The organism is Pseudazoarcus pumilus, from assembly GCF_002872475.1.
Classification (GTDB): Bacteria; Pseudomonadota; Gammaproteobacteria; order Burkholderiales; family Rhodocyclaceae; genus Pseudazoarcus; species Pseudazoarcus pumilus.
In genome coordinates, this window is the sequence record NZ_CP025682.1 from 1,099,469 (window position 1) to 1,111,765 (window position 12,297).

A 12,297-nucleotide genomic window follows, 5' to 3' on the forward strand; every position below is an offset into this window, starting at 1 on the left:
TGGCTTCAGGCGGTCAGCTCGAGCAGCTTGGCGAAAGCCGTATCGAACTGCTCCAGGCCCTCGCGCTGCAGGGTCTCTCCGGCTTCGGTCAGATCCACCCCGAGTGCGGCGAGCGCCTCGAAATGTGCGTTTGCGGCGTCCACGTCGCGATCGATGCTGCGCTCGACGCGCCCATGGTCGCGCAGCGCAGCGAGCGTGGCGTCGGGCAGCGTGTTGACCGTCTCCGGGCCGATCAGCGGCTCGACGTAGAGCAGGTCCTGATAGGCCGGGTTCTTGGTGCTGGTGCTGGCCCACAGCATGTATTGTGGTCGCGCCCCGGCAGCCTTGGCGTCGGCGAAGGCCGCGCCGTGAAAGCGGTCCAGGTAATGCTGGTAGGACAGCTTGGCGAGCGACACCGCCGTCATGCCGCGCAGCGCCAGGGCTGCATCGCTGCCGATGGTTTCCAGGCGCTGGTCGATGAGCGTGTCGACGCGCGACAGGAACAGACTGGCGACCGACATCACACGGCGCACGTCGCCGCCGGCGGCGATCAGCGAGCGGATGCCGCGTGCGTAGGCCGCGCCGACCGCATCGACGTGCGCTAGCGAGAACATCAGCGTGACATTGACGCTGATGCCGCGCGCCACCAGGCCCTCGATCGCGTCCAGTCCGGCGGCGGTGGCCGGCACCTTGATCAACAGGTTGGGGCGTTCGACCGCCCGCGCCAGACGCTCGCCCGCGGCGATGGTGCCGGGCGCATCGTGCGCGAGTGCCGGCGACACCTCCAGACTGACGTAGCCGGCGTTGCCCTGTGCGCCGTCCCACACCGGCAGCAGCAGGTCGCAGGCGCGCTGCACGTCGACGATCGCCAGCCGCTCATAGCGCGTCTCGGCGTCGAGCGCCTCGCGGCGCAGAGCGGTCAGGTCGTCCTCGTAATAGCGGCCGTCGGCGATGGCCTTGTGGAAGATCGCCGGATTGGTCGTGATGCCACTGACACCATCGTCGGCGATCATGCGCGCGAGATGACCGTCGTTGAGCAGCGTGCGCGAGAGATTGTCGAGCCAGACCTGCTGGCCCTGAGCCTTTACCTGGAGGAGCGGATTCATGCGGCGCTTCGTCTTCGGTTGTTCGGACCGACCATTGTGCAACGAATCGGCCGGCTTAGATAGGGCGCCTCTCGGTGCGCGGGAAACGAAAACGGCCCCTGTGAAAGGGGCCGTGCTCCGGTCGCCGGGAGTGATCAGCTCGCGTAGTTCTGCGCGGCGAAATCCCAGTTGGCCAGATGGTTCAGGAAGGCCGCGATGAAGTCCGGGCGCTTGTTGCGGTAGTCGATGTAGTAGGCGTGCTCCCACACGTCGATACAGAGCAGCGGCTTGTCGGCGGTGGTCAGCGGCGTGCCGGCCGGGCCCATGTTGACGATGTCGACCGAACCGTCGGCCTTCTTGACCAGCCACGTCCAGCCCGAACCGAAGTTGCCGGCGGCCGAGGCGGCGAAGGCCTTCTTGAAGTCCTCGAAGGAGCCCCACTTGTTCTTGATCGCGTCGCCCAGGGCGCCGCTCGGCTCACCGCCGCCGTTGGGCTTCATGCAGTGCCAGAAGAAGGTGTGGTTCCAGATCTGGGCCGCGTTGTTGTAGACGCCGCCGGCCGGCGCCTTCTTGACGATGGCCTCGAGATCGAGGTTCGCGTATTCCGTGCCGTCGACCAGCTTGTTCAGGTTGGTGACGTAGGTCTGGTGGTGCTTGCCGTAGTGGAACTCCATCGTCTCCTCGGAAATGTGGGGGGCGAGGGCGTTCTTGGCATAGGGAAGCGGCGGAAGCGTATGTTCCATGTGTTCTCTCCTGTTTCAGTTGGGGGTTCATGGCGGGAAATCCCGACCATTCTAGTAGGGTTAGCGGCCCGAGGACAATCCCGGGCCCACTTCGGAATGGCTGGCGGTGACTTCGGCGTCCAGGCTGCCACTGCCGAGTTCGACCGCGATGGCGTCGCCCGCGACGACGGACGCCGCTTCGCGCACGATGTTCCCGTGGGCGTCGCGCACGATGGCGAAGCCGCGCGAGAGCGTGGCCTGCGGCGAGAGCGAGGTGAGGATGCCGGCGAGTGCGTCGAGTCGTTCGCGACGGCGCAGCACCACGGCCTCGCCGGCGCGCGTCAGACGCTCGCCCAGGCCCGCGCAACGCGCGTTGCGCTCATCAAGGCGCGGGCGCGCCGTGCGCAAGCGCAGCGCCAGCGTGTCGAGGCGGCCGCGCTCGCGCTCGAGGCGGCGCGCCAGCGCGGCACTCAGGGCCGTCGCCAGTCGCGTCGTCGTCTCGCGCGAGCGTGCCAGGCGCTCACGCGGATGTACCAGCCGCAGGGCCGCGCGGTCCACGCGCTGGGCGGCGGTGCCGAGGTGTCGCAGCATCTCGGCGGGCAGCGTGCGCGCGAGTGCGTCGAGGCGTTCCGCCGCCGCGTGATAACCGGCGCTGACCAGTTCGGCCGCGGCCGTCGGCGTGGGTGCGCGCAGGTCGGCGGCGAAGTCGGCGATGGTGACGTCGGTCTCGTGCCCGACGCCGCTGACGACCGGCACCGCGCATGCGCGAATCGCCCGTGCCAGGGCCTCGTCGTTGAAGGCCCACAGGTCTTCCAGGCTGCCGCCGCCGCGCACTACGAGCAGGGCGTCGATGCCGTCCCGATCCGCGCGCGCCGAAGCCGTGTTCACGGCTGCGGCCAGCTGCGCGCCCGCGCCCTCGCCCTGGACCAGCGACGGGTAGAGCACGATGCCGATGCCGGGGGCGCGCCGCGCCAACGCGGCCAGAACGTCCTGCCAGGCGGCCGCTGCGTGCGAGCTGACCACGCCGATGCGGCGTGGATAGAGTGGCAGCGCACGCCGGGTCGCGGCATCGAACAGGCCTTCGGCTTCGAGGCGCGCCTTCAGGCGCAGGAAGGCTTCGTACAGATCGCCGGCGCCCGCGGCGCGCAGACCCTCGACGGTGAGCTGGAACTCGCCGCGTGGTTCATACAGCGTGACCTGCGCGCGTGCCTCGACGCGCATTCCGTCGGCCAGCCGGAAGGGCAGGGTTTGTGCGCGGCTGCGCCACATCGCGCAGCGTACCTGCGCGCGCTCGTCCTTGAGCGTGAAGTACAGGTGGCCCGAGGCCGGGCGCGCGATGTTGGAGACTTCGCCGGTGACGCGCAGCAGCGGGAATGCGCCTTCGAGGCATACGCGGGCGAAGCGGTTGAGTTCTCCGACGGCAAGCGGGCGGTCGGGCAGGTCGGGGCGGGGCATGTGGGCGATTCTATCAGCGTCCCCGGCCCCGGGCCGACCGACCCGGTGCGCCGAGAAAAATTCCTTTCGGAACAATTGATTATGTATAAGTTGTTGAAATAAAAAGGAAACGGCTTGTTGCATCATCTTGTGGCGTTGCCGGCAAAGGCTTGATCGGAACGGGATTCCGGCAATCCCTCCCAAGCTCTCCACAGGGTTGTCCACAGCTTTTGTGGATTGTGGCGTGGTTCGCCGCCGCAATCTGCGGATATCACGGATTATGTGCCCGGGGGGCTGTGCTAGTTTAGCCGGGTGTCGTATCGTGCAATCCGGCCGCCAGCCGCGCCTGCCAAGCCAGAGCGCCCGGCCGACGCGGCGGCCGGGCGTCGGTAACGCACAACAACCAAGAAGACAGGAGAGACAACGATGACACTGAACCGCATTCTCAGCGCATGTGCGCTGGCGCTGCTCGCGCCGCTCGCGGCCGCCCAGCAGCAACTGTCGATTGCGACCGGCGGCACCGGCGGGACCTACTACCCGCTCGGCGGCGGCATTGCCGAACTGATCAACAAGCACATTCCGGGTTACAAGGCGGTGGCCGAGGTCACCGGGGCATCGGTCGAGAACATGGGTCTGGTCGCGCGTCGTGACTCCGACGTGGCCTTCGCCTTGGCCGACACCGTGTATCAGGCCTATGCCGGTACGGGCCGCTTCGATGGTCGCAAACTGCCGGTGCGTGCCATCGGTTCGGTCTATCCGAACGCCGTGCAGATCGTCACGATGGCTGATTCGGGCATCAAGTCACTGCAGGATCTCAAGGGCAAGCGGGTGTCCGTGGGCGCGCCGGGCAGTGGCACCGAGGTCAACGCCAAGGCGCTGCTCGAAGCCAACGGCATCAGCTACGACGACATGACGACGCAGCGGCTGAACTTCAACGAGACCGCCGATGCGCTGCGTGACGGTCAGATCGATGCCGGCTTCTGGAGTGTCGGCCCGCCGACCAGTTCCATCCTCAACCTCGCCACAACGCACGAGATCGCGCTGATCTCGCTGAGCGACGAGGAAGTGGCCAATGCGCGCAAGGCCGATCCGGTGTTCGCGCCGTACACGCTGCGCGCCGGCCTGTACGACAAGGTCGACGAACCGGTCAAGACCATCGGCATCCCCAACGTGCTCGTTGTCAACGCCGAGATGTCCGACGATCTGGCCCACGCGATCACCAAGGTCATCTTCGAGAAGACCGACGAGCTCATCGCCATCCATCCGGCGGCCAACGACACCACGGTGGAGTTCAGCCTGGGGTCCACGCCGATTCCGCTGCACCCCGGTGCCGCGCGTTTCTACACCGAAGCCGGACATACGGTTCCGGACAACCTCAAGCCCTGATCGGGCGGGGGCGGTCGTTGATGGCGTGGCGGCTGCCCTGCGTGCTGATCGCGCTCGCTTGCGCCTCGCCGGCCGATGCCGGTGGGGCCGCACTCGAGGTGAGGGGTGCCGACGGCACGCTCGCCGTTCATCGACCGATCGACGAGGGTGTGCGCTGGTGCCTGGTCTGGAATCACTCGGTTGCCGGCTTCGCCGTGCATGACTGCTTCGCCTGGAGCGGCGGCCAACTGGTACTCGAACACAGCCACCAACCCGACTTCGCGGCCGGCCTGGGGCACATCCCGGGCCGCGGAGTGATGCATTCGGACGGGGCAGGCGGTTACCGCATCGAACACATCGACCAGCCGATCGCCGGCAACGCCTTGCGTCTGCGGGTCGGATCGGCCGCGGTCGACCATCGCATCGCGATCGACGGCGAAGTGCATTCGCTGAGTCGCACACTGGCCGGACGCGCGGCGGTGATGCGCATCGTCGAACCATGACGGGCAAGGGGACGGGGAATGAGCGAACCGCATGAGCCGGCCAAGCCCGGCTTCGGCATGGGACCGGCGCAACCGCGTACGGTGATCTGGCTGATCACGGTGATCGCGGTCGCGCTCTCGCTGTTCCAGATGTACACCGCGGGCATCCAGTCCCTGGGCCTGTTCTACCAGCGCAGCATCCATCTGGCCGGCATCATGATGCTGGCCTTCCTGATGTTTCCGGTGTTCGGCGAGCGCGGCCGCCGCGGCGTGCTCGGCGGGGCGATCGACACCGTGTTCTTCGGCTGTGCGGTGCTCACCGGTTTCTACCTGAGCTTCTACCTCGACGACATCATCAACCGCGCGGGTTTCTGGACGCACACCGACATCGTGGTCGGCTGCATCGCCGTGGTCACCGTGCTGGAAGCCAGCCGGCGTGCGGTCGGCCTGGGCCTGACCATCATCGGCATCGTCGCCGTGCTCTACGCCTTCGCCGGTCCGCGCGGCGACCTGCCGTGGCTGGGCGAGTGGCTGCCGGGCATCCTCGCGCACCGTGGCTACAGCCTCGATCGCGTGATCGGCCAGCTCTACCTCGGGCAGGAGGGCTTGTTCGGCCTGCCGCTCGGGGTCGCGGCGACCTTCATCTTCGTCTTCGTGCTTTTCGGCGCCTTTCTCGAAGTGACCGGTGCCGGGCGCTTCTTCATCGATCTGGCCTACGCCGCCACCGGGCGCCAGCGCGGCGGTCCGGCCAAGGCGGCGGTGATCGCCTCGGCCGGCATGGGTTCGATCTCGGGCAGCGCGATCGCCAACGTCGTGACCACCGGCGCGTTCACCATCCCGCTGATGAAACGGCTCGGCTACCGGCCGGAACAGGCCGGCGGCGTCGAGGCCGCAGCCAGCACGGGCGGGCAGATCATGCCGCCGCTGATGGGGGCGGGCGCCTTCCTGATCGCCGAATACACGCGCGTGCCCTACATCGAGATCGTCAAGGTCAGCATCCTGCCGGCGATCATGTACTTCGCCACCGTCTACCTGTTCGTTCACATCATCGCGATCAAGCAGGGCATGAAGGGCATGCCCGCATCCGAACTGCCCTCGATGCGCGAGGTGATGCGCAGCGGCTGGCATTTCCTGGTGCCGCTGGCGGTGTTGATCTGGCTGCTCGCCATGCATACATCGCCGATGCGCGTGGGCTTCTTCGCGGTGATTTCGGTGGTGGCGGTGGCGGTGGCGCGGCACCTGTTCTGGATGTTCGTGTTCGCGCCGCGTCAGGGCGAGCCGGTCACCGGCGCGGCACTGCGCGAGGCGCTGCTGCGCGGCTGGAATGGGCTCATCCACGGCCTGTCACTGGGCGCGCGCAACGCGGTGGCGGTGAGCATGGCCTGCGCGGTCGCCGGCATCATCGTCGGCGTCGTCGGCCTGACCGGGCTGGGGCTGAAGTTCTCGTCGATGATGATGGCGTTCTCCGGGGGCAACATCGTGCTCGCGCTGCTGCTGGTCATCATCGCCAGTCTGGTCCTGGGCATGGGCCTGCCGGTGACGGCGGCCTACATCGTGCTGATCGTGCTGGTCGGGCCGGCGCTCACCAGCGAATTCGGCATCCCGCTGCTGATCGCGCATCTAGTGGTGTTCTGGTACTCGCAGGATTCCAACGTTACGCCACCGGTGGCGCTGGCGGGCTTCGCCGGGGCGGCGATCGCGGGTGCGAAACCGATGGCCACCAGCATGCAGGCGTGGAAGTTCGCCAAGGGCCTGTACCTGATCCCGTGCTTCATGGTGTTCAACCCGGAGATCATCCTCGGTGGTCCGTGGGAGATCGTCGCGTGGAACGTCGTCATCGCCTTCGTCGCGCTGGCCGCGTTCGCCGCCGCGCTCGAGGGCTACCTGTTCGCGCCCATGGATGGGGTCTCGCGCGTGCTCATCGTGCCGGCCACGGTGGCGATCTTCTATCCGGACTTCACGGTCGAGGCGGCCGGTCTGGTCACGTTGATCGCGGTGCTCGGCTTCAACGCCTGGCAGGGGCGCCGGCATGCGGCGACGGCCTGACCTTGCCGATGCCGGGCGCGGGCGCTAGAGTGGCCGCTTTCGCATACGGGGAGGGCGCGCGTGATCGCCATCATCGAGGCTTCGGGCTGGCCCATCTGGCCGCTGCTGCTGACGTCCATCATCGCCGTGGCGCTGATCATCGAACGTTCCATCAGCCTGCGCCGCTCGCGTGTCGTGCCCGACGGTCTGCTCGATCGGGTGCTCGATGATCTGGCGCGCAACGGCGCCAACCCCGGCATGGCCGACCGCGTTGCCGCGCATTCGCCGCTGGGGCGCGTGCTGGCGGCCGGCCTGCGCAACGTCAACGCCTCGCGCGAGGTCATGAAGGAAGCCATCGAGGAGACCGGCCGCGCCGTATCCCACGATCTCGGTCGCTACATGACGACGCTGGGCACCATCGCCGCGGTCAGCCCGCTGCTCGGCCTGTTCGGCACCATCGTCGGCATGATCGACATCTTCGCCTCGCAGGGCGCGGGCGGCGCCAACCCGCAGCAACTGTCGCGTGGCATCTCGATCGCGCTCAACACCACCGGCTTCGGCCTCATCATCGCGATTCCGGCGACCATCTTCTGGCGCCACTTCCGCGCGCTGGTCGACACCTTCGTGCTCGACATGGAGCAGCAGGCGATCCGTCTGGTCGAGGTCGTGCACGGCGAGCGGGCGCGCTGAGCGGGGTGCGGCGATGAACTTTCAGCGCGGCGTGCAGCACGAGCAGCCGGAGGTCAGCCTGATTCCGCTGATCGACGTGGTGCTGGTGATCATCATCTTCCTGATGCTGACCACCACCTTCACCCGCATCTCCGGGCTGCAGATCAACCTTCCGACCGGTGACGGGCGCGTCGCCGAACAGGCCCCGCAGGAGATCTCGGTGGCGGTGACGGCCGCGGGCGACGTGATCGTCGACGGGCGCGCGGTCGGCGCGCGCGACATCGTCGCGATCGCGCGTGCGCTGGGCCAGGCGGTGCCGCCCGACGAGCCCGATCCCATCGTCGTGATCAGCGCCGACGCCCAGTCCAGTCACCAGAGCGTGGTGGACGTGATGCAGGCGGCGCAGCGCGCCGGACTGGCGCGGATCACCTTCTCGGTGCAGACACCCGAGCAATGACGCGCTGCGTACCCGACGTCGCTTCGCGGACCGCGGCCGGCGAGCCGAGATGAATGCCTGTCCCCCCGAGTTCTGGCGCAGACGTGGCGTGCCGGCGCTGGCCCTGCTGCCACTGGCAGGCGTTTTCGCCGCGCTCGCCGCGCTGCGCCGCACGGCCTACCGGCGCGGATGGCTCAAGTCCGAGGTTTCAGGTGTTCCGCTGATCGTGGTCGGCAACATCGCCGTCGGCGGCAGCGGCAAGACGCCGGTGGTGCAGTGGCTGGTCGATGTCCTGCGCGCCGCCGGATTCACGCCTGGCATCGTCAGTCGCGGTCATGGCGGCAGCGAGCGCGGTCCCGCGCCGGTGCCGGCCGATGGCGGTGCGGCGCGTTTCGGCGACGAGCCGGTGCTGCTCGCGCGCGAGAGCGGTGCGCCGCTGGTGATCGGGCGTGACCGCCCCGCGGCCGTGCGCAGGCTGCTCGAAGAGAATCCGCAGTGCGATGTGGTGGTCGCCGACGACGGCCTGCAACATTATCGGCTGTCGCGCCAGATCGAGATCGTCGTGGTCGACGAGGTCCAGCTGGGTAATCGCCTGCGCCTGCCGGCCGGGCCGTTGCGCGAGGGACTGTCGCGTCTGGCCGAGGCGGACCTTGTGCTTGCGCACGGATTCTTGTCGTCGTCGGTGCGCGGCGCCGCCGCCGAAGTGCCGATCTTCGACATGGTGCTGCAAGGCGAGGAGCTGGTATCGATGGACGGCACGCGGCGCATTGCGCTGGCGGAGTTCGCCGGCCGTCGCGTGCATGCGGTGGCCGGCATCGGCCGTCCACAGCGCTTCTTCGAGCATCTCTCGCGTGCCGGCCTCGAGGTGGTCGGGCATGCCTTTCCGGACCATCACGCCTACCGGCCCGAAGACCTGACGATGGCGCCCCGTGAGCCGAAAATCCTGACCGCCAAGGATGCGGTAAAATGCGCCGCATTCGCGCCGCCGGACACCTGGGTGTTGCCGGTGCGCGCATGCATCGACGCGGCGGCGTCGCAACTCATCGTGGAGAAGCTGACGCATGGAATCCCGCCTGCTTGAAATCCTGGTCTGCCCGCTGTGCAAAGGGCCGCTGGACTATCTGCGTGACGAGCAGGAACTGGTCTGCAAGGGCGACCGCCTGGCTTTCCCGGTGCGCGACGGCATCCCCGTGATGCTCGAGGACGAGGCGCGGGTGATGAGCGCCGAGGAGGTCGAGGCGGTGCGGAAGCGTCGCGCATGACGGCGTTTCGCGTCGTCGTGCCGGCACGCTTCGCTTCCACGCGTCTGCCGGGCAAGCCGCTGGCGGACATCGCCGGCCGCCCGATGATCGTGCGCGTATGGGAGCGCGCGATCGCATCCGGCGCTGGCGAGGTTTGGGTCGCCACCGATGACGAGCAGGTGGCCAGCGCCATCGTCGACGCCGGCGGTCGCGCGCTGATGACGCGCACCGATCACGCCAGCGGCACCGAGCGTCTGGCCGAGGTGGTCGAGACCCTGGGCTGGGGTGACGAGGCCATCGTCGTCAATGTCCAGGGCGACGAGCCGCTGATCGATCCGCAACTGATCCGTGCAGTGGCCGGGAGTCTGGCCGCGGATGCGGATGCGGCGATGGCGACGCTGGCGCATCCCGTCGATGACGCCGATGCACTGTTCAATCCCAACGTGGTCAAGGTGGTGTGCGACGCTCGCGGTCATGCGCTGTATTTTTCGCGCGCGCCGATCCCGTGGGCGCGCGATGCCTTCGCGGCGGGCCGCGGCCTCTTACCGGCGGGCCTGCCGGTGCTGCGCCACGTTGGCATCTATGCCTACCGCGCGGGTTTCCTGAGTCGCTATGCGCAGCTCGATCCCTCGCCCATCGAGGCCTGGGAAGCGCTCGAGCAGCTGCGCGTGCTGTGGCATGGTCATCGCATCGCGGTGCGCGTGGTCGACGAGGCGCCGGCGGCCGGAGTGGATACGCCCGAAGATCTCGAACGCGTGCGCGAGGCTTTCGCGCGCTGAAACATGGGCGCCGGTCGCACGCCGACCGGCGCACGAGCAACGCGGGCCGCAGCGACGGCGCCGCGCAACAGGGAGGTTGTATGAGACTGATTCTTCTGGGACCGCCGGGCGCCGGCAAGGGCACGCAGGCGAGTTTCATCAAGGAGCGCTTCGGCATTCCGCAGATCGCTACCGGCGACATGCTGCGCGCGGCCGTGCGTGCGGGCACGCCGCTCGGCGTCGAGGCCAAGAAGGTCATGGATGCGGGCGGTCTGGTGTCCGACGACATCATCATCGGCCTGGTCAAGGACCGTCTCGCGCAACCGGATTGCGCCAACGGCTACATGTTCGACGGCTTTCCGCGCACCATCCCGCAGGCCGACGCGATGAAGGATGCTGGTGTCGCCCTCGACGCGGTGTTGGTCATCGAGGTGCCCGACGAGCAGATCATCGAGCGCATGAGCGGGCGCCGCGTGCATCCGGCGTCGGGCCGCGTGTATCACGTCACGCACGCACCCCCCAGGGTCGAGGGCAAGGACGACGAGACGGGCGAGGATCTGGTGCAGCGCGACGATGACCGCGCGGAGACCGTGAAGAAGCGCCTCGAGGTCTATCACGCCCAGACCAAGCCGCTGGTCGAGTACTACACGCGCTGGGAAGCCTCGGGTGACGCGGCCGCGCCCAAGGTGCGCAAGATCTCTGGTCTGGGCGCCGTGGATGAAATTACCCGCCGCGCCTTCGAAGCGCTGAAGTGATGGGTTTTCGTAGGGCGGATTAGCGCAGCGCAATCCGCCGCATGGTTCGGCCAATACGGCGCGACGCTTCTCTTGTCGACGCCCTGCGAGTTCGTCCCAACTCCCATGAAGAACCTCCTCTACGCCCAGTCGGGCGGAGTCACCGCCGTCATCAATGCCAGCGCGGCGGCCGTGATCGAGGCCGCCCGCGCGAGCGGGCAAGTTGGTCATGTGCTGGCCGCCCGTCACGGTCTGGTCGGCGTGCTCGACGAGGCGCTGCTCGACACCTCGATGCTCTCCGCCGACGATCTGGCGCGGCTGGCGCGCACGCCGGGCGGCGCCTTCGGCTCGTGCCGCTTCGACCTGCCTGAGCCCGAAGACGATGCCGCGCCCTACGACCGGCTGTTCCAGGTGCTGGCCGCGCACGAGGTCGGCTATCTGCTCTACAACGGCGGCAACGGCTCGATGCACACGGTCGCGCAGATCGCCGGGGAGGCCGCGCGACGCGGGGTTCCACTGGTGACGGTGGGTGTGCCCAAGACCGTCGACAACGACATCGAGGGCACGGACTGTTGCCCCGGCTTCGGCTCGGCGGGCAAGTACGTCGCCACCGCGATGCTCGAGGCCGGCATGGATCTGCGCGCGATGGCCAGCCGTGTGGGTCGCGTGTTCGTGATGGAGGTCATGGGCCGCAACGCCGGCTGGCTGGCTGCGGCCACGGCGCTGGCGCGGCGCGGCGGGGACGATCCGCCGCACATCGTGCTGATGCCCGAAGTGCCGATAGATCGCGCGCGGCTGCTCGCCGAGGTCGAGCGCACCGTGGCGCGCATCGGTTACTGTGCGATCGCGGTGTCCGAAGGCATTTCCTGGGAGGGTGGCGAGCGGGTCATGGAGCAACATGTCGACGCCAAGGGCTACGTGCAACTCGGCGGCGCGGGCCAGACCATCGCGCGGCTGCTCAGTGCCGAACTGGGTTACAAGCATCACTGGGCGATACCCGACTATCTGCAGCGCGCGGCCGGGCATCTGGTGTCGGCCACCGACTTCGAGCAGGCGCACGCAGTGGGTTCGGCCGCCGTGGAGTACGCGCTGGCCGGGCGCGACGCCATGATGCCGGCGATCCGGCGCGTGTCGGATGCGCCCTACCGCTGGGACATCGTGCCGGTGCCGGCCGCCGAAGTGGGCAACCGCGAGCGCCTCGTGCCGGCGCACTTCATCCGCGACGACGGTCTGCACGTCACGCCGGCGGCGATCGACTGGCTGCGTCCGCTGGTTGCGGGTGAACTGCCGGTGCACTTCGACGGCGGCGTGCCGGACTGGCGCCAGTTCGAACTGCCTCGCCTCGCCTCGCGGCTCGCAGGCTGAGC

13 protein-coding genes are annotated in these 12,297 nt (G+C 68.4%); 10 read left to right on the plus strand and 3 right to left on the minus strand.

What is annotated here, in order from left to right; translation table 11 throughout:
* Positions 1-5: 5 nt before the first annotated feature.
* From tal to xseA, 3 genes are all read right to left on the minus strand, one after another.
* Positions 6-1,085 (minus strand): transaldolase, encoded by a 1,080-nt coding sequence (gene tal / locus C0099_RS05285; RefSeq protein WP_102246471.1) that lies wholly within the window; start codon positions 1,083-1,085, stop codon positions 6-8.
* A gap of 134 nt (positions 1,086-1,219) precedes the next feature.
* On the minus strand, positions 1,220-1,807 hold the full coding sequence (locus tag C0099_RS05290; RefSeq protein WP_102246472.1) for a superoxide dismutase: 588 nt from the start codon (positions 1,805-1,807) through the stop codon (positions 1,220-1,222).
* 60 nt (positions 1,808-1,867) lie between these two features.
* A complete protein-coding gene (xseA, locus tag C0099_RS05295; protein WP_102246473.1) occupies positions 1,868-3,241 on the minus strand; it encodes an exodeoxyribonuclease VII large subunit in 1,374 nt (457 codons plus the stop codon).
* Between the two features lie 405 nt (positions 3,242-3,646).
* Here xseA and C0099_RS05300 point away from each other — a divergent pair, with 405 nt between their 5' ends.
* From C0099_RS05300 to C0099_RS05345, 10 genes are all read left to right on the plus strand, one after another.
* Positions 3,647-4,606 carry a TAXI family TRAP transporter solute-binding subunit gene (locus C0099_RS05300; protein ID WP_102246474.1) on the plus strand — a complete coding sequence of 320 codons (960 nt, stop codon included), beginning with the start codon at positions 3,647-3,649 and terminating at the stop codon, positions 4,604-4,606.
* Positions 4,607-4,626: 20 nt separating this feature from the next.
* The gene (locus C0099_RS05305) at positions 4,627-5,088 is read left to right on the plus strand and encodes a DUF1850 domain-containing protein (RefSeq protein ID WP_102246475.1); all 462 of its coding nucleotides are present in this window, start codon (positions 4,627-4,629) and stop codon (positions 5,086-5,088) included.
* A gap of 18 nt (positions 5,089-5,106) precedes the next feature.
* Positions 5,107-7,113, plus strand: coding sequence for a TRAP transporter permease (locus tag C0099_RS05310; RefSeq protein WP_102246476.1), 2,007 nt, complete (start codon positions 5,107-5,109; stop codon positions 7,111-7,113).
* A gap of 60 nt (positions 7,114-7,173) precedes the next feature.
* Positions 7,174-7,782 (plus strand): MotA/TolQ/ExbB proton channel family protein, encoded by a 609-nt coding sequence (locus tag C0099_RS05315; protein ID WP_102246477.1) that lies wholly within the window; start codon positions 7,174-7,176, stop codon positions 7,780-7,782.
* A 13-nt stretch (positions 7,783-7,795) separates the two neighbouring features.
* Positions 7,796-8,218 carry an ExbD/TolR family protein gene (locus C0099_RS05320; RefSeq protein ID WP_102246478.1) on the plus strand — a complete coding sequence of 141 codons (423 nt, stop codon included), beginning with the start codon at positions 7,796-7,798 and terminating at the stop codon, positions 8,216-8,218.
* Positions 8,219-8,267: 49 nt separating this feature from the next.
* On the plus strand, positions 8,268-9,278 hold the full coding sequence (gene lpxK, locus C0099_RS05325) for a tetraacyldisaccharide 4'-kinase (protein ID WP_102246479.1): 1,011 nt from the start codon (positions 8,268-8,270) through the stop codon (positions 9,276-9,278).
* Positions 9,259-9,459, plus strand: a complete 201-nt coding sequence (locus C0099_RS05330) for a Trm112 family protein (RefSeq protein WP_102246480.1) — start codon at positions 9,259-9,261, stop codon at positions 9,457-9,459. Before lpxK ends, C0099_RS05330 begins: the two co-directional genes overlap by 20 nt.
* Positions 9,456-10,217: a 3-deoxy-manno-octulosonate cytidylyltransferase gene (gene kdsB / locus C0099_RS05335; RefSeq protein ID WP_102246481.1), complete on the plus strand. Its 762-nt coding sequence runs from the start codon at positions 9,456-9,458 to the stop codon at positions 10,215-10,217. Before C0099_RS05330 ends, kdsB begins: the two co-directional genes overlap by 4 nt.
* A gap of 80 nt (positions 10,218-10,297) precedes the next feature.
* Positions 10,298-10,951, plus strand: a complete 654-nt coding sequence (gene adk, locus C0099_RS05340) for an adenylate kinase (protein ID WP_102246482.1) — start codon at positions 10,298-10,300, stop codon at positions 10,949-10,951.
* Between the two features lie 105 nt (positions 10,952-11,056).
* Positions 11,057-12,295 carry a 6-phosphofructokinase gene (locus tag C0099_RS05345; protein WP_102246483.1) on the plus strand — a complete coding sequence of 413 codons (1,239 nt, stop codon included), beginning with the start codon at positions 11,057-11,059 and terminating at the stop codon, positions 12,293-12,295.
* The last annotated feature ends 2 nt before the right edge of the window (positions 12,296-12,297 follow it).

What these genes read in the sequence shown, in the direction of transcription:
- tal (WP_102246471.1), bottom strand. Translation starts at nt 1,085, where the DNA reads ATGAATCCGCTCCTCCAGGTAAAGGCTCAGGGCCAGCAGGTCTGGCTC.
- C0099_RS05290 (WP_102246472.1), bottom strand. Translation starts at nt 1,807, where the DNA reads ATGGAACATACGCTTCCGCCGCTTCCCTATGCCAAGAACGCCCTCGCC.
- xseA (WP_102246473.1), bottom strand. Translation starts at nt 3,241, where the DNA reads ATGCCCCGCCCCGACCTGCCCGACCGCCCGCTTGCCGTCGGAGAACTC.
- C0099_RS05300 (WP_102246474.1), top strand. Translation starts at nt 3,647, where the DNA reads ATGACACTGAACCGCATTCTCAGCGCATGTGCGCTGGCGCTGCTCGCG.
- C0099_RS05305 (WP_102246475.1), top strand. Translation starts at nt 4,627, where the DNA reads ATGGCGTGGCGGCTGCCCTGCGTGCTGATCGCGCTCGCTTGCGCCTCG.
- C0099_RS05310 (WP_102246476.1), top strand. Translation starts at nt 5,107, where the DNA reads ATGAGCGAACCGCATGAGCCGGCCAAGCCCGGCTTCGGCATGGGACCG.
- C0099_RS05320 (WP_102246478.1), top strand. Translation starts at nt 7,796, where the DNA reads ATGAACTTTCAGCGCGGCGTGCAGCACGAGCAGCCGGAGGTCAGCCTG.
- lpxK (WP_102246479.1), top strand. Translation starts at nt 8,268, where the DNA reads ATGAATGCCTGTCCCCCCGAGTTCTGGCGCAGACGTGGCGTGCCGGCG.
- C0099_RS05330 (WP_102246480.1), top strand. Translation starts at nt 9,259, where the DNA reads ATGGAATCCCGCCTGCTTGAAATCCTGGTCTGCCCGCTGTGCAAAGGG.
- kdsB (WP_102246481.1), top strand. Translation starts at nt 9,456, where the DNA reads ATGACGGCGTTTCGCGTCGTCGTGCCGGCACGCTTCGCTTCCACGCGT.
- adk (WP_102246482.1), top strand. Translation starts at nt 10,298, where the DNA reads ATGAGACTGATTCTTCTGGGACCGCCGGGCGCCGGCAAGGGCACGCAG.
- C0099_RS05345 (WP_102246483.1), top strand. Translation starts at nt 11,057, where the DNA reads ATGAAGAACCTCCTCTACGCCCAGTCGGGCGGAGTCACCGCCGTCATC.